Genomic DNA, 15,418 nt, shown 5'->3' with positions numbered 1-15,418 from the left:
TCGTCAACGTAACAACCCTTCGTAATGACGCTGCTGGAGCTGCGCGTCGATCTGCTTGACGGTCTCGAGGCCCACACCGACCAGGATGAGGATGGACGTCCCTCCGAAGGGGAAGTTCTGGTTGGCGCCGATCGAGACCAGGGCGATCAGCGGGATCAGGGCGACGAGGCCGAGGTAGATGGCCCCGGGGAGTGTGATGCGCGAGAGCACGTACTGGAGGTACTCCGCCGTCGGGCGTCCGGCCCGGATCCCGGGGATGAAGCCGCCGTACTTCTTCATGTTCTCCGACACCTCGTCCGGGTTGAACGTGATGGCGACGTAGAAGTAGGTGAAGAACACGATCAGCAGGAAGTACAGCGCCATGTACAGGGGGTGGTCCCCGCTCGTGAGGTAGGTGGTGACCCAGTTGACCCAGGCGGCCGGCGGCGTCCCGTCCTGGGGGGTGTTGAACTGCGAGACCAGGCTCGGGAGGTAGAGCATGGACGAGGCGAAGATGACCGGGATGACTCCCGCCATGTTGACCTTGATGGGGATGTAGGTACTGCTGCCACCGAGGGTGCGGCGTCCGATCATCCGCTTGGCGTACTGGACCGGGATGCGGCGCTGCGACTGCTCCACGAAGATCACGAGGGTGACCACCACGATGCCCATGAGCAGGACGAGGGCGAACACCGTACCGCCCTGGGTGCGCAGGATCTCCCCGAGCGAGGTGGGGAAGCCCGCGGCGATGGCCGTGAAGATGAGCAGCGACATCCCGTTGCCCACGCCCCGCTCGGTGATGAGCTCTCCCATCCACATGATGAGGCCGGTGCCCGCGGTGAGCGTGATGATCAGCAGGACGATCATGATGAGCGAGTCGTCGGGGATGAGCGGGACGGGGCAGTCCCCGAGCAGGGCGCCCGTCCTCGCGAGGGAGACGAGGGTGGTCGCATTGAGGAGGCCGAGCGCGATGGTCAGGTAGCGCGTGTACTGGGTCAGCTTGGACTGCCCCTGGGCACCTTCCTGGTGCAGCTCCTGGAAGCGGGGGATGACCACCCGGAGGAGCTGCGTGATGATGCTCGCGGTGATGTAGGGCATGATCCCGAGGGCGAAGATGGACACCTGGAGGAGCGCGCCGCCGCTGAAGAGGTTGACGAACTGGTAGAGACCGCCGTCGGTGTTCCCGAGCTCCAGGCACTGCTGGACGTTCCCGTAGTCCACGCCCGGGGCGGGGATGAAGGCACCGAGACGGAAGATGGTGATGATTCCCAGCGTGAACAACAGCTTGCGCCGCAGATCCGGCGTCCGGAATGCCCGGCCAATAGCGCTAAGCAAGCGTCCTCCTGAAGATTCTTCGGTCCCGTCGCGGACCGCACACAACAATCGAGTGTAACGGGTGGTCGCCGGTGCCCTCGTACAGGCCCCCGGCGGGGTGAACGGAGAAGGACTCCCGGTGGACTGGTTCGATCCTGTCCACCAGGAGTCCTTCTCTGGAAAGCGTGGCTGCCGTTCCCCGTCAGGAGGACGGCCCATGCCCTAGGGCGTGGTAACCGATCCACCGGCTGCCGTGATCTTCTCGGCCGCGGAGGCCGAGAAGGCATCGGCGGTCACGTTGACCGCGACGGTGATCTCGCCGGTCCCGAGGACCTTGACGGGCTGGTTCTTGCGAACGGCCCCTCCGGCCACCAGGGAGGCGACGGTGACGTCCCCGCCCGACGGGAAGAGCTCGGAGAGCTTGTCCAGGTTCACGACCTGGAACTCCACCCGGAACGGGTTCTTGAACCCGCGCAGCTTGGGCAGCCGCATGTGCAGGGGCAGCTGGCCTCCTGCGAAGCCCGCCTTCACCTGGTAGCGGGCTGCGGTTCCCTTGGTGCCACGGCCGGCGGTCTTGCCCTTCGAGCCCTCACCACGGCCCACGCGGGTCTTCGCCGTCTTGGCGCCGGGTGCGGGGCGGAGGTGGTGGACCTTCAGTGCGTGCGTTCGCTCCGCTGCGGTCTTGGACGCGGCCGGGGCCGCCATGTCGTTCTCTGTCATTACTTGGCCTCCTCGACCTTCACGAGGTGCGGCACCGTGTTGACCATGCCGACGGTGACGGCGTCAGCCTCACGGACAACGGTGTGCCCGATCCGCTTGAGCCCGAGCGACCGCACCGTGTCCCGCTGGCTCTGCTTGCCGCCGATGACGGACTTGATCTGGGTGATCGAGAGCTTCGCGGAGCTCACGCGCACCTTCTTGGGAGTGATGGCGGTCATCACGCACCTGCCTTCTGAGCTGCGATCGCGCGCAGCATCTGGTGGGATGCGACTTCGTCGAGGGGCAGGCCGCGGCGTGCCGCGACAGCCTGTGGCTCCTCGAGCCGCTTCAGGGCGTCGACGGTCGCGTGGACGATGTTGATCGCGTTCGCGGAACCGAGCGACTTGGAGAGCACGTCGTGGATACCGACGCACTCCAGGACCGCACGCACCGGACCGCCGGCGATCACGCCGGTACCGGGAGATGCGGGACGGAGCAGGACCACGCCGGCCGCTGCCTCACCCTGTACCAGGTGCGGCACGGTACCGCCGATGCGCGGAACGCGGAACATCGTCTTCTTCGCTTCCTCGACACCCTTCTGGATGGCCGAGGGAACTTCCTTCGCCTTGCCGTAGCCGACGCCAACCATGCCGTTGCCGTCGCCCACCACCACGAGTGCGGTGAAGCTGAACCGGCGACCGCCCTTGACGACCTTCGAGACACGGTTGATGGCGACGACGCGTTCGATGAACTTGTCCTTGTCGTCGTTCCGTCCGCCGTCACGACCGCCGCGGCCGCCGCGCTCGTTGCGACCACCGCGCTGCTCACCGCCGCGGCCTGAACCACGAGCGTTGTTGCGATTGGCGTCGGCGGATCCGGTTCCGGTTGCAGCCGCAGCCGGAGCTTCCGCCGCTGGCTGCTCTGTAGCCGTATTCAATGGGGCTTCCTTTGCCTTGTTTTCCTCGGTCACAGTGACAGACCACCCGTCCGCGCACCGTCTGCGATTGCCGCGACACGACCGTGGTACTTGTTACCGCCACGGTCGAAGACGACTGCCTCGACGCCAACGGCCTTGGCACGCTCCGCGACGAGCTCGCCGACGCGCTTGGCCTTGGCCGTCTTGTCGCCGTCGAAGGCACGCAGATCGGCCTCGAGCGTGGAGGCCGAGGCGACGGTCATGCCCTTGGTGTCGTCGACGACCTGGACGAACACGTGACGTGCCGACCGGTTCACGACCAGGCGCGGTCGCGCCGCCGTCCCCGAGACGCGCTTGCGGACACGCAGATGACGACGTCCGCGGGAGGCGGACCTGCTCTTCGAGCTGCGCTTCTTGTTGATGCTCAGACCCATGGTTACTTACCAGCCTTTCCGACCTTGCGGCGGATGATCTCGCCTGCGTAGCGGATGCCCTTGCCCTTGTAGGGATCGGGCCTGCGCAGCTTGCGGATGGTTGCAGCGACCTCGCCGACGCGCTGCTTGTTGATGCCGGACACCGAGAGCTTGGTGGGGCTGTCGACCGTCAGCGTGATGCCCTCGGGAGCCTTGACGGCGACCGGGTGGCTGTAGCCCAGGGCGAACTCGAGGTCGCTGCCCTTGGCCTGGACACGGTAGCCCGTGCCCACGATCTCGAGGTTCTTCTTGTAGCCCTCGGTGACACCCACGATCATGTTGGAGATCAGCGTGCGGGTGAGCCCGTGCAGCGAGCGTGACTCACGCTCGTCGTTGGGCCGGGACACCGTGAGGGTGCCCTCGTCCAGCGAGACCTCGATCGGGTTCGGAACCGTGTGGCTCAGCTCCCCCTTCGAGCCCTTCACGGAAACGTCGTTGCCGTTGAGCGTGATCTCGACACCAGCGGGAACGGTGATGGGCAGACGTCCAATACGTGACATGTTTCTTTCCCTTTCCCGTTACCAGACGTAGGCGAGGACTTCCCCACCCACGCCCTTCTTGGATGCCTGGCGGTCCGTCAGCAGACCGGAGGAGGTGGACAGGATGGCGATACCGAGGCCCCCGAGAACGTGCGGGAGATTCGTGGACTTCGCGTAGACGCGCAGTCCGGGCTTGGAGATGCGGCGGATGCCGGCGATGGACCGCTGGCGGTCCGGACCGAACTTCAGGTCCAGGGTCAGCTTCTTGCCGACCTCGGCCTCCTCTTCCTTCCAGCCGGCGATGTAGCCCTCGGCCTTCAGGATGTCGGCCACGCGGGCCTTCAGCTTGCTGTACGGCATCGACACGGAGTCGTGGTACGCCGAGTTTGCATTGCGCAGACGCGTCAGCATGTCTGCGACAGGATCTGTCATTGTCATGTGGGCTCTTGCCCTTCCTCGAAACGGTTTCCCGGTTCCCGCCGGTAGGTGCGCCGGCGGGAGTGGACCTGAAACGTAGTCAGATTAATCTTCGGATTTGAACGGGAACCCGAGCGCCTTGAGGAGCGCGCGGCCCTCGGCGTCGGTCTTGGCGGTCGTCACGACGGTGATGTCCATGCCTCGGACACGGTCGATCCTGTCCTGGTCGATCTCGTGGAACATCGACTGTTCCGTGAGTCCGAAGGTGTAGTTGCCGTTGCCGTCGAACTGCTTGCCGTTGAGGCCGCGGAAGTCGCGGATACGGGGCAGCGCGAGCGAGACGAGCCGGTCGGTGAACTCCCACATGCGGTCCCCGCGCAGGGTGGCGTGGGCGCCGATGGGCATGCCCTCGCGGAGCTTGAACTGGGCGATCGACTTGCGGGCCTTGGTGACCTGCGGCTTCTGGCCGGTGATCGCGGTGAGGTCCTTGACCGCCCCGTCGATCAGCTTGGAGTCCTTCGCGGCGTCGCCGACACCCATGTTGACGACGACCTTCACCAGGCGCGGTACCTGGTTGACGTTGGAGTAGCCGAACTCCTCCTGGAGCTTGGACTTGATCTCCGAGGCGTAGCGAGCCTTGAGACGGGGAAGAACTGCGGCTTGCGTGGTACCTGTGGTCTCGGCAGTCATTACAGATCCTTCCCTGATGCCTTGGCGACGCGGATGCGGACCACGCGCTCGCGGCCGTCGCGCTCGACGGTCTCGGTGCGGTAGCCCACGCGGGTCGGCTTCTTGGTCTCGGGGTCGACGACGGCGACATTGCTGATGTGCACGGATGCCTCGACCACCTCGATGCCACCGGTCGTCGTGCCGCGCTGCGACTGCCCGGCCTTGGTGTGCTTCGTGACCCGGTTGATGCCCTCGACGAGGACGCGATTGGTCTCGGGGAAGACCTTCAGTACCTTGCCCTGCTTGCCGCGGTCTCCGCCGCGCTCCTGCTTGGCTCCCGTGATGACCTGGACGAGGTCACCCTTCTTGATCCTGAGCTTTGTCTTCTGTGCCATGGACTACAGCACCTCCGGCGCCAGCGAGATGATCTTCATGAAACGCTTGTCGCGCAGTTCGCGACCCACAGGACCGAAGATGCGGGTACCGCGGGGGTCGCCGTCGTTCTTCAGGATGACTGCTGCGTTCTCATCGAACTTGATGTAGGAACCGTCCGCTCGGCGGCGTTCCTTCTTGGTGCGGACGATGACGGCCTTGACCACATCGCCCTTCTTGACGTTGCCACCGGGGATCGCGTCCTTCACGGTGGCGACGATCACGTCACCGATACCTGCGTAGCGGCGTCCGGATCCTCCGAGCACGCGGATGGTCAAGATTTCCTTGGCCCCGGTGTTGTCGGCGATCTTCAGCCGCGATTCCTGCTGAATCACTGATTACTCCTGTCGTCGCGCCGGTTCTCTGCTCGAGCCTTGCGGAACGGATATGGGTTGGCCCCGTGATACTGGTACTCGGCACGAGCAGGAGGGGACGGGGTCCTCTGCAGGGAAGATTCGTGCCGAACAAGATCAGCGGGCTTTTGCCTATGTGCCTGGTGTGCCGAGCCCCTCAGGGCATGCGTCAGCCCACCGGACAGACAAGATTCTGATCATATCGCGGCAGTGCCCCGGACGCGAAATCGCGTCCGGGGCACTGGGTGCGGGAAGGCCGGGGCCGCTCCCGCGGATGATGCGGGAGGCCTACTTGGCCTTCTCGACGATCTCCACCAGGCGCCACCGCTTGGTCGCGGAGAGCGGGCGGGTCTCGCTGATCAGCACCATGTCGCCGACGCCGGCGGCGTCGAGCTCGTCGTGGGCCTTGACCTTGGAGCTCCGGCGCAGCACCTTGCCGTACAGCCCGTGCTTCACGCGGTCCTCGACCTCGACCACGATGGTCTTCTGCATCTTGTCCGAGACGACGTACCCGCGACGGACCTTGCGGTAGCCGCGCGATCCGGCGTCCTGCGCGGCCGTCTCGGGTACTGCCGTGGTCTCGCTCTGCTGCTCACTCATTTGGCGTCCTCCTCAGAAGCCTCGGTGCCGACGACGGGCTCGTCCGTCGTGGCGGCCTTCTTGGATTTCCTGGTCTTCTCGGCCTTCACGGGCTTCGCTTCCTCGACGGGAGCGACGACCTCGGGCCGGATGCCGAGCTCGCGTTCGCGGAGCACCGTGTAGATGCGCGCGATGTCACGCTTGACCGACTTGAGCCGACCGTGGCTCTCGAGCTGGCCGGTGGCCGACTGGAAGCGGAGATTGAACAGCTCCTCCTTGGCCTTGCGCAGTTCTTCCACCAGACGGTCCTTGTCGAAGCCGTCCAGCTGGTCTGTTGCCAGTTCCTTTGCACCCAGAGCCATAACTATTCACCACCCTCACGACGCACGATACGTGCCTTCAACGGCAGCTTGTGGATAGCCAGACGCATCGCTTCGCGCGCTACCTCTTCGGAAACACCGGACAGTTCGAACAGAACACGTCCCGGCTTGACGTTGGCCACCCACCACTCGGGCGAGCCCTTGCCGGAACCCATGCGGGTCTCGGCGGGCTTCTTGGTCAACGGACGGTCCGGATAGATGTTGATCCAGACCTTGCCGCCACGCTTGATGTGGCGGGTCATGGCGATACGGGCGGACTCGATCTGCCGGTTCGTGACGTATGCCGGGCTCAGAGCCTGGATACCCCACTCACCGAAGCTGACCTCGGTGCCGCCCGAGGCAGCGCCGGAGCGACCCGGGTGGTGCTGCTTGCGGAATCTGACTCGACGTGGGATCAGCATCTAGGCCTGTCCTCCTTCAGTCGCAGCTGTGGAAGCTGCGGCGGTCTCGGCGGGCGCCTGGGCACCCTGTCCCTCGGAGCGTTCCGGTGCCCGACGACGACGGTCGCCTCCACGGTCCGCGCCGGCCGGGCCGCGGCCCGGACGGTCTCCACTGCGACCACGCGAGGGGGCTGCGGCTGCCTGCGCCGCGAGCTCCTTCGCCGTGACGTCGCCCTTGTAGATCCAGACCTTCACCCCGATGCGGCCGAAGGTGGTCTTGGCCTCGAAGAACCCGTAGTCGATGTTCGCCCGCAGGGTGTGCAGGGGCACACGTCCCTCACGGTAGAACTCCGAGCGGCTCATCTCGGCTCCGCCCAGACGGCCGGAGCACTGGACGCGGATGCCCTTGGCGCCGGCACGCTGCGCGGACTGCATGGCCTTCTTCATCGCACGACGGAACGCCACGCGTGAGGAGAGCTGCTCGGCGATGCCCTGGGCCACCAGCTGTGCCTCGATCTCGGGGTTCTTGACCTCGAGGATGTTCAGCTGCACCTGCTTGCCGGTGAGCTTCTCGAGCTCTCCGCGGATGCGGTCGGCCTCGGCTCCGCGGCGGCCGATCACGATACCGGGGCGTGCCGTGTGGATGTCCACGCGGACACGGTCGCGGGTACGTTCGATCTCGACCTTCGCGATGCCCGCGCGGTCCATGCCGGTCGACATGAGCCGGCGGATCTTGATGTCCTCACGGACGAAGTCGCGGTAGCGCTGACCCGGCTTGTTGCTGTCGGCGAACCAGTGTGACCTGTGGTCGGTGGTGATGCCGAGTCGGAACCCGTGCGGGTTTACTTTCTGTCCCACTTAGCGGACCTCCACTTTCTCAGGGGTAGCGACGACAACCGTGATGTGGCTGGTCCGCTTGTTGATGCGGAACGCGCGGCCCTGGGCTCGCGGCCGGAACCGCTTCATCGTGGGGCCTTCATCAACGAATGCTTCACTGATGATGAGGTTGTCCTCGTCGAAGGCGACGCCGTCACGATCCGCGCGGACGCGGGCGTTGGCGACTGCCGACTGGACCACCTTGAAAACCGGCTCCGAAGCAACCTGTGGGGCAAACTTCAGAATAGCCAGAGCCTCATTCGCCTGCTTACCACGAACAAGGTTGACGACGCGCCGGGCCTTCATAGGCGTTACGCGGATGTGTCGCGCAATAGCCTTGGCTTCCATTGCTTTCCTTCTCTCGTCTTATCCGAAGAGCAGCGCCTAGCGGCGCTTGCCCTTGCGGTCGTCCTTAACATGGCCGCGGAAAGTCCGCGTGGGGGCGAATTCGCCGAGCTTGTGCCCGACCATCGACTCTGTGACGAACACCGGGATGTGCTTGCGCCCGTCGTGCACCGCGATCGTGTGCCCGAGCATGTCGGGGACGATCATGGAGCGGCGGGACCACGTCTTGATGACGTTCTTCTTGCCCGATTCGTTCTCGCGAGCGACCTTGACGTACAGGTGCTGATCGACGAAGGGGCCTTTCTTCAGGCTGCGTGGCATGTCTCCAGGCTCCTATCGCTTGTTCTTGCCGGAACGACGGCGACGCACGATGAGTGAGTCGCTCTCTTTGTTGGGGCGACGCGTGCGTCCCTCGGGCTTGCCGTTCGGGTTGACCGGGTGGCGTCCACCGGAGGTCTTGCCCTCGCCACCACCGTGGGGGTGGTCCACCGGGTTCATGGCCACGCCTCGCACCGTGGGGCGGATGCCCTTCCAGCGGTTGCGTCCGGCCTTGCCCCAGTTGATGTTCGACTGCTCGGCGTTGCCGACCTCGCCGATCGTGGCGCGGCAGCGGACGTCCACGTTGCGGATCTCGCCGGAGGGCAGACGCAACTGTGCGAAGCGTCCCTCCTTGGCGACGAGCTGCACCGATGCTCCGGCCGAGCGTGCCATCTTCGCGCCGCCACCGGGGCGGAGCTCGACGGCGTGGATGACGGTACCGACGGGGACGTTGCGCAGCGGCAGGTTGTTGCCGGGCTTGATGTCCGCTCCGGCTCCTGCCTCCACGAAGTCGCCCTGCTTGAGCTTGTTCGGGGCGATGATGTACCGCTTGGTGCCGTCCACGTAGTGCAGGAGGGCGATGCGCGCGGTGCGGTTGGGATCGTACTCGATCTCCGCGACGCGGGCGTCCACCCCGTCCTTGTCATGGCGACGGAAGTCGATCAGGCGGTACTGACGCTTGTGTCCGCCGCCCTTGTGGCGGGTGGTGATCTTACCGGTGTTGTTGCGCCCGCCGTTCTTCGGCAGGGGACGCACCAGCGACTTCTCCGGCGTCGACCGTGTGATTTCAGCGAAGTCGGCAACGCTCGAGCCGCGACGGCCCGGGGTTGTCGGCTTGTATTTACGGATTCCCATAACTCAATTCCTCGTTAAAGTGGTCTCCGCTCTAGGAGAGCGGACCGCCGAAGATGTCGATCGAGCCCTCTTTGAGGGACACGATGGCACGCTTGGTGCCCTTGCGCTGGCCCCAGCCGAACTTGGTCCGCTTGCGCTTCCCGATCCGGTTGATGGTGTTGATCGAGTCCACCTTCACGGAGAAGATCTTCTCGACCGCCAGCTTGATCTCTTCCTTGTTCGACCTCGGGTCGACCAGGAAGGTGTACTTGCCCTCGTCGATCAGCCCGTAGCTCTTCTCCGAGACGACGGGCGCGATCACGATGTCGCGTGGATCCTTTGCGATACTGCCGCTCACTTTGCGTCCTCCTCGGAGATGACATCGGCCGAACCGACGAACTGGTCGAACGCGGCCTTCGAGAAGATCACGTCGTCGGAGACGAGCACGTCGTAGGTGTTGAGCTGGTCCACGTACAGCACGTGGACCTCCGGGACGTTGCGCACGGACAGTGCTGCGACGTCGTTGTCCCGCTCGATGACGACGAGCAGCCTGGGCCGCTCGGACACCGCACGCAGGGTCTCGATCGCACCCTTGGTCGACGGCTTGCCGCCCTCGACCAGCGAGTCCAGCACGTGGATGCGGTTGTTGCGTGCCCGGTCGGAGAGAGCGCCGCGCAGTGCTGCGGCCTTCATCTTCTTTGGGGTCCGCTGGCTGTAGTCGCGCGGCGTCGGTCCGTGGACCACGCCACCGCCGGTCATGTGGGGTGCGCGGATGGAACCCTGACGGGCCCGGCCGGTGCCCTTCTGCTTGAACGGCTTGCGGCCTGCGCCACTGACCTCGGCGCGGGTCTTGGTCTTGTGCGTGCCCTGGCGGGCCGCAGCGAGCTGGGCGACGACGACCTGGTGCAGCAGTGCCACATTGGTCTGGGCGTCGAAGATCTCCGCGGGGAGATCTACCTGAACTGTGACAGCCATCTGGCTATGCTCCCTTCACGGCGGTGCGCACGAGGACGACCTGTCCACGGGCACCGGGGACGGCGCCCTTGATGAGCAGCAGCGACTTCTCGACGTCCACGGCGTGGACCCGGAGGTTCAGCGTGGTCTGACGAACGGCACCCATGCGGCCTGCCATCTTCATCCCACGGAAGACGCGGCCGGGGGTGGATGCACCACCGATGGAACCGGGCTTGCGATGGTTCTTGTGGGCACCGTGGGAGGCACCGACTCCGTGGAAGCCGTGACGCTTCATGACGCCGGCGAAGCCCTTGCCCTTGGTGGTGCCGATGACGTCGACCGTCTGGCCGGCGTCGAACATCTCCACGGAGAGCTCCTGACCGAGCGAGTAGGTGTCGGCATCGGAGGTGCGCAGCTCCACCACGTGACGGCGCGGCGTGACGCCCGCCTTCTCGAAGTGGCCGGCGAGGGGCTTGGTGACCTTGCGCGGGTCGATCTGGCCGAAGCCGATCTGCACCGCCGTGTAGCCGTCCTTGTCCTCGCTGAGCAGCTGCGTGATGACATTCGAGTCGGCCTGGATGACGCTGACCGGAATGAGGATGTTGTTCTCGTCCCAGACCTGGGTCATGCCGAGCTTGATGCCGAGCAGACCCTTGACCTGGCGCGTAAGTGAAGTAGACATGAGTATCCGCTCTCCCTTACAGCTTGATTTCGATGTTCACGTCCGCGGGCAGATCGAGACGCATCAGCGAATCGACGGCCTTGGGCGTGGGGTCAATGATGTCGATCAGCCGCTTGTGAGTACGCATCTCGAAGTGCTCACGACTGTCCTTGTACTTGTGCGGAGACCGGATGACGACGAAGACGTTCTTCTCCGTGGGCAGGGGCACGGGGCCCACCACCGTGGCGCCTGCGCGCGTCACCGTCTCAACGATCTTCCGCGCTGATACGTCGATGACCTCGTGGTCATACGACTTCAGCCGGATGCGGATCTTCTGTCCCGCCATGGCGTCTCGACTCTCTCTCTTACCTGTGGGTAACTGCCGGGGCAGTTCCGGAACGTACGTGCATCAATCGCGCCTGGTGCTCGGCGCTCCCCGCGCAGACTGAATCCGGACGGATCCGGGTTCCTCACCCTGCTCGGGTCCGACCCCCGCGCTCGGGCGTGTCGTCCTCGGCGGACGGTCACAGCCGGTTGGCTACGGCCGGTCGATAGGATCGATCATTCTGGGCCGTCGCGGCGGACCCGGCCCCTGCGTCAGGCATTATCCTGACCGGGACGACGTCTCATACCGCGAACCGGCACGTGAACAACTTGTCTAGTGTGGCAGATCCACGCAATGATTGCGAACCGCGCACCCGGCCACCCCGCGGTGGGCCTACGCGTCCTCGGTGTGGGTCACCGCGGAGGCACCGGGTGCCGCACGCGTTGCTCCCCGTGTCTGCCGGTTGAGCTTCCAGACCGCGAAGGCGATCAGGGCGACCGCCGCGAGCGTGAGCAGCACGAAGGTGTAGTCCCGCAGGAACCACAGCAGGGCCAGAGCGATGCCGACGGCACCCCACACGCTGAACAGCCTCCTCGAGAGGGCGACGCCGGCCGCGAGCAGAGCCACGTGCCCGAACAACGCCCAGATCTGGGTGCCAGGGGTACCGCCCGGAAGCGTCAGCAGCCCCGTCCCGGACAGGACGACTGCCGCCGCAGAGAGCCACAGCGGTCCACGTCCGCCGTGGCCCCGCGTGAAGGAGTGGAGGGACAGGAGCGAGAGGGCCACGACCCACCACTGGGCCGCCCAGTAGAAGCCCGGGCCGTCGAGCAGCAGCCAGGTGACACGCTGCGCACTCGCCGCCAGCACCAGGAACGCCCCTTCACGTGCGGGACCCCGCATCGTGGTGGGGAGCTCGCGTACCGTGAGGACCGCCACCGCGGCGAGGACCACCGAGCCGAGGACGGCCTGATCGTCGGGGACCATCGCCGCGGCGGCTGCCACCCCGCCCCATCCGAGCGCGACAGCGGTCAGGATCAGATGCCGGAGTGGCTCGTGCCCGGCCGGCGGGAGGACGCTGCGGGCGAGCTGGAGGAGTCCCCCGGCCAGCACGGCGCCGAGCAGGATCTGCTGGGTGCTGATGCCCGGTGTGCCTGTGACATCGGGGACCAACTGCTGGACGATGGTGGTGGAGAGGACCACGACCGCGACGGCGGCACCGGCATCGACCCAGGGCAGGCCGTCCCACCGTGAGACGGCGAAGCCGACGCCCGCGAGAACGGCCGCGACGACGACCCTGTCCCACCCGGTGCCGTCCTCGAAGGCGAAGGCGGCGGCCTCCGCCCCGAGGACCCCGATGCCGGCCCAGCCGGGCCGGACGATCCGTCGATCGTCGAGGCGAAGTCGCAACAGCGCGAGCACCAGCACCAATCCCGCTGCCACCAGGGCTCCCGCCCACGGGTCGAGAGGTGCCCGCGGCAGCCATCCGTCCGGGGCGGTCCGGAGGACTCCGGTCAGGGCCGCTACGAGGGCGGCAGCCGCGTACAGGGCCGGATACGCGGCGAGCTCCTCCCGCTGCAGGACGAACACGATCGCCGAGACGACCAGCAGGAGTGCCAGCTGGAGGACCACGACGCCGAGCCGCACGTCGGATCCCGCCAGCGCCCCGTAGAGCAGGGGGAGGGCTGCGAGGAGGGCAAGGCCCGACCACGCCGACCACGACTGCAGGCCGATCGCCCGGAGGCGGCGTCGCAGCAGACTGCGCACCACCTCCTGCGCGGCGACGGAGACGGCGGTGGCGGTCAGCACGCCGTGCACCGACAGCTCGAGATCCGCGGAGACGACGGCGGTCAGCGAAGTGAGGGCTGCCTGGGCCGCGAGCAGGTAGGCACCCCTGCGACCACGAGTGATGGAGCGACCGGCCATGAGCCCGGAGTAGAGGACGATCGCGCCGAGCAGCAGCTCGTAGGAGCGGAGGGAGGCTGTCGCGGCGAGGAACGCGAGGGCTGCGGCCAGGAACGAGAGCGGTCCGATCGCCTCGCCGGCCCGGGACTGCCGCACCGACCGGGCGATCCTCCCGCCTCCCTGTGTCGCGGTGCCCGGGTCGGACCGGAGCCGGCCGGCCCACCTGCTGCCCGGCCCCTCCTCGTCGGCGAGCGGCAGCAGCAGGGTTGTTGCGCAGCCGACGAGGACGCAGCTCCCCACGGCGGTGGCCGTGATCGCCCCGCCACCGGCACTGCCCGCCAGGAGGATGCTCGCCGGTAGTGAGACTCCGCTCGCGACACAGATCACCCGGGTGCCGTAGGGGCTGGTGGATCCTCGCCGCACGCGGACGGCCTCGACGAGCTGGTTCGCCACGGCGCCCAGGACGAGGGCCAGAGCCGCCAGGTCCCACAGCCTGCCGCCCGACGAACCAGGGGTCCGGGCGTGGACGAGGACGATGAGCGGGAGCAGGACCACCATGGCCGAGCGGGCAGCGAGGAGGAACCGCTCGCGGGTATCCCGCGAGGTTCGGCCGGCACGGGCAACGAAGTAGCCGAGGGACAGGATGATCACGACCTCCGCCCGCCAGGGGTCGGACCAGGGACCCAGGACGGCCAGGACGACACCGGGGAGGACGAGCAGTTCGGCTCCCCCACGGAGGCCGGTCGCCACGAAGGCCCCGACGAGGAGCACGAGCAGGGCGGGAAGGAGCGCATCGGGTCGAGCGCCACCGGTGCTGCCCGACGGCACCAGGGGTGCCAGTGTCACGACCGTCGCAGCGAGGGTCATGAGGCCGAAGGTGATGAGCACATCCAGCCGGTACCACTCCGGGACCCGTGGGCGCCGGTCCTCCCCCGGCCGCTCCGCGCCCGCCGGAAGCGCGGTACGCAGCATCCGCTGCAGGGGAAGGGGGAGAACGAGCAGCCCGGTCACCTGGAGGCCGAGGACGAGGCCGAGCACCAGCACTGCCCAGGCCGCCCCGGCACCCAGCGCGATCGTGACGAGGAACGCCGCCACCGCGGACACCAGGCGCAGGGCGTAGAGATTTTCGACCCGGCGGACGGGCAGCACGAGCAGCAGGGCCCCGTAGTAGCCGGCCCCCACCACCCACAACAGCGCACGATCCCTGTCGGCGAGGATCCCGCCCAGCACGAGGGACATGACGAGGGCCAGCGGCGCCAGGAACCGATGCGCATCGAGGACGGCCCGCGTCATGACGGCGGGCAGCCGGTGCGGGAACACCGCCGAGACCACCGCCAGGACGGCTGCCACGGCGATCGAGGAGGTGAAGTACCAGATCAGGGCTGCGCCGAGGAGGGCGGCGGACGACAGCGCGATCGAGAGGAAGAACGGAAGACTCAGGTAGGCCACCACGCGACTCTGCAGGCGGACGGCTGCGACCACATAGGCACCGCTGCCGAGCACCGCGCTGACGAACCACGCGAGGGCCCCCTCCCCCGTCAGTGCCCCGAAGAGCAGACCCCCTACGGGGAGGAGCGCGAGTCCGGTGCCGGCGAACGCGACGGCGGCCGGGCGGAGCCGTGGAAGGTGCGTGTGCAGCACGAGACCGCCGACGTAGAACAGCATCACGACCACGCTGATGGTGACCGCTCGCGCCGGACCAGGCAGCCCGGCCCCGATGAAGAGGCCTCCGGCAGCCACGAGCAGCAGGCTGGCCGAGTAGAGGGCGATGTTGACGGTGCGCACGTCCCGTGCCGCCTTCTCAGCCGCCAGCTCCTCGGGCGATCGCGCCGGCTGCAGCACCGGGAGCGGCTCCGACGTGCGATCGGGCGACACGACGACCCGCTGCAGGGTGGCTCGACCGGCGGCGGGATCCTGGGCATGCGGCGCCGGAGCGGTCTGCGGGATTCGCGGATCGGCATCACGTCCGGCGCGGAAACCTGCGTCGAAGGCTTCGTCGTAGGCCGTCGGGGACCGCACGACACCCTCGGCGGCTCGGCCCTGCCTCCGGCGCGCGCTCCGGAAGCCCAGGAACCAGCCGGCCCCGAAGACCAGCCCCAGGAACCCCAGGACCACTATCAGAACCTCTGCCAT

At 67.0% G+C, this 15,418-nt stretch carries 22 protein-coding genes; all 22 read right to left on the bottom strand.

Annotated features, from left to right (window positions below):
- Window positions 1-3: 3 nt before the first annotated feature.
- The 22 genes from secY to Q0747_RS11755 all read right to left on the bottom strand — a co-directional run bounded on the left by secY (window position 4) and on the right by Q0747_RS11755 (window position 15,418).
- The gene (secY, locus tag Q0747_RS11860; RefSeq protein WP_148599316.1) at window positions 4-1,314 is read right to left on the bottom strand and encodes a preprotein translocase subunit SecY; all 1,311 of its coding nucleotides are present in this window, start codon (window positions 1,312-1,314) and stop codon (window positions 4-6) included.
- A gap of 201 nt (window positions 1,315-1,515) precedes the next feature.
- On the bottom strand, window positions 1,516-1,998 hold the full coding sequence (gene rplO / locus Q0747_RS11855) for a 50S ribosomal protein L15 (protein ID WP_298254934.1): 483 nt from the start codon (window positions 1,996-1,998) through the stop codon (window positions 1,516-1,518).
- Window positions 1,999-2,012: 14 nt separating this feature from the next.
- Window positions 2,013-2,231 carry a 50S ribosomal protein L30 gene (gene rpmD / locus Q0747_RS11850; RefSeq protein WP_298254884.1) on the bottom strand — a complete coding sequence of 73 codons (219 nt, stop codon included), beginning with the start codon at window positions 2,229-2,231 and terminating at the stop codon, window positions 2,013-2,015.
- On the bottom strand, window positions 2,231-2,962 hold the full coding sequence (rpsE, locus tag Q0747_RS11845; protein ID WP_298254882.1) for a 30S ribosomal protein S5: 732 nt from the start codon (window positions 2,960-2,962) through the stop codon (window positions 2,231-2,233). Before rpsE ends, rpmD begins: the two co-directional genes overlap by 1 nt.
- The gene (gene rplR / locus Q0747_RS11840; protein WP_298254880.1) at window positions 2,959-3,342 is read right to left on the bottom strand and encodes a 50S ribosomal protein L18; all 384 of its coding nucleotides are present in this window, start codon (window positions 3,340-3,342) and stop codon (window positions 2,959-2,961) included. The genes rpsE and rplR overlap by 4 nt, the downstream gene beginning before the upstream one ends.
- A 2-nt stretch (window positions 3,343-3,344) precedes the next feature.
- Window positions 3,345-3,881, bottom strand: coding sequence for a 50S ribosomal protein L6 (rplF, locus tag Q0747_RS11835; RefSeq protein ID WP_298254878.1), 537 nt, complete (start codon window positions 3,879-3,881; stop codon window positions 3,345-3,347).
- Window positions 3,882-3,899: 18 nt separating this feature from the next.
- Window positions 3,900-4,298 (bottom strand): 30S ribosomal protein S8, encoded by a 399-nt coding sequence (gene rpsH / locus Q0747_RS11830; protein ID WP_136453991.1) that lies wholly within the window; start codon window positions 4,296-4,298, stop codon window positions 3,900-3,902.
- An 84-nt stretch (window positions 4,299-4,382) separates the two neighbouring features.
- On the bottom strand, window positions 4,383-4,967 hold the full coding sequence (rplE, locus tag Q0747_RS11825; protein WP_298254876.1) for a 50S ribosomal protein L5: 585 nt from the start codon (window positions 4,965-4,967) through the stop codon (window positions 4,383-4,385).
- Complete coding sequence (gene rplX / locus Q0747_RS11820) at window positions 4,967-5,341, bottom strand: 50S ribosomal protein L24 (protein ID WP_298254874.1); 375 nt, start codon at window positions 5,339-5,341, stop codon at window positions 4,967-4,969. Before rplX ends, rplE begins: the two co-directional genes overlap by 1 nt.
- 3 nt (window positions 5,342-5,344) lie before the next feature.
- Window positions 5,345-5,713 (bottom strand): 50S ribosomal protein L14, encoded by a 369-nt coding sequence (gene rplN, locus Q0747_RS11815; protein ID WP_026549116.1) that lies wholly within the window; start codon window positions 5,711-5,713, stop codon window positions 5,345-5,347.
- 306 nt (window positions 5,714-6,019) lie between these two features.
- The gene (rpsQ, locus tag Q0747_RS11810) at window positions 6,020-6,331 is read right to left on the bottom strand and encodes a 30S ribosomal protein S17 (protein WP_298254870.1); all 312 of its coding nucleotides are present in this window, start codon (window positions 6,329-6,331) and stop codon (window positions 6,020-6,022) included.
- Window positions 6,328-6,672, bottom strand: coding sequence for a 50S ribosomal protein L29 (rpmC, locus tag Q0747_RS11805; RefSeq protein WP_298254868.1), 345 nt, complete (start codon window positions 6,670-6,672; stop codon window positions 6,328-6,330). The genes rpsQ and rpmC overlap by 4 nt, the downstream gene beginning before the upstream one ends.
- Before the next feature lie 2 nt (window positions 6,673-6,674).
- Window positions 6,675-7,091: a 50S ribosomal protein L16 gene (gene rplP, locus Q0747_RS11800; protein WP_298254866.1), complete on the bottom strand. Its 417-nt coding sequence runs from the start codon at window positions 7,089-7,091 to the stop codon at window positions 6,675-6,677.
- A complete protein-coding gene (rpsC, locus tag Q0747_RS11795) occupies window positions 7,092-7,928 on the bottom strand; it encodes a 30S ribosomal protein S3 (RefSeq protein ID WP_298254864.1) in 837 nt (278 codons plus the stop codon).
- Window positions 7,929-8,294: a 50S ribosomal protein L22 gene (rplV, locus tag Q0747_RS11790; RefSeq protein WP_087030095.1), complete on the bottom strand. Its 366-nt coding sequence runs from the start codon at window positions 8,292-8,294 to the stop codon at window positions 7,929-7,931.
- A 36-nt stretch (window positions 8,295-8,330) separates the two neighbouring features.
- Window positions 8,331-8,612 (bottom strand): 30S ribosomal protein S19, encoded by a 282-nt coding sequence (rpsS, locus tag Q0747_RS11785; RefSeq protein ID WP_136453998.1) that lies wholly within the window; start codon window positions 8,610-8,612, stop codon window positions 8,331-8,333.
- A gap of 12 nt (window positions 8,613-8,624) precedes the next feature.
- Window positions 8,625-9,464 (bottom strand): 50S ribosomal protein L2, encoded by an 840-nt coding sequence (gene rplB / locus Q0747_RS11780; RefSeq protein WP_148599328.1) that lies wholly within the window; start codon window positions 9,462-9,464, stop codon window positions 8,625-8,627.
- Between the two features lie 31 nt (window positions 9,465-9,495).
- Window positions 9,496-9,801, bottom strand: coding sequence for a 50S ribosomal protein L23 (rplW, locus tag Q0747_RS11775; RefSeq protein ID WP_298254858.1), 306 nt, complete (start codon window positions 9,799-9,801; stop codon window positions 9,496-9,498).
- Window positions 9,798-10,418 carry a 50S ribosomal protein L4 gene (gene rplD / locus Q0747_RS11770; RefSeq protein WP_298254856.1) on the bottom strand — a complete coding sequence of 207 codons (621 nt, stop codon included), beginning with the start codon at window positions 10,416-10,418 and terminating at the stop codon, window positions 9,798-9,800. The genes rplW and rplD overlap by 4 nt, the downstream gene beginning before the upstream one ends.
- A gap of 4 nt (window positions 10,419-10,422) precedes the next feature.
- The gene (gene rplC / locus Q0747_RS11765; protein WP_298254854.1) at window positions 10,423-11,079 is read right to left on the bottom strand and encodes a 50S ribosomal protein L3; all 657 of its coding nucleotides are present in this window, start codon (window positions 11,077-11,079) and stop codon (window positions 10,423-10,425) included.
- A 16-nt stretch (window positions 11,080-11,095) separates the two neighbouring features.
- Entirely contained in the window at window positions 11,096-11,404 is a 309-nt protein-coding gene (gene rpsJ, locus Q0747_RS11760; protein ID WP_026531952.1) for a 30S ribosomal protein S10, read from the bottom strand.
- Window positions 11,405-11,776: 372 nt separating this feature from the next.
- Complete coding sequence (locus tag Q0747_RS11755) at window positions 11,777-15,418, bottom strand: hypothetical protein (RefSeq protein WP_298254850.1); 3,642 nt, start codon at window positions 15,416-15,418, stop codon at window positions 11,777-11,779.

This window comes from uncultured Arthrobacter sp. (assembly GCF_947493765.1).
Classification (GTDB): Bacteria; Actinomycetota; Actinomycetes; order Actinomycetales; family Micrococcaceae; genus Arthrobacter_D.
Note: the sequence above shows the minus strand (reverse complement) of the source record. Positions and strands in the feature narration are given on the sequence as shown.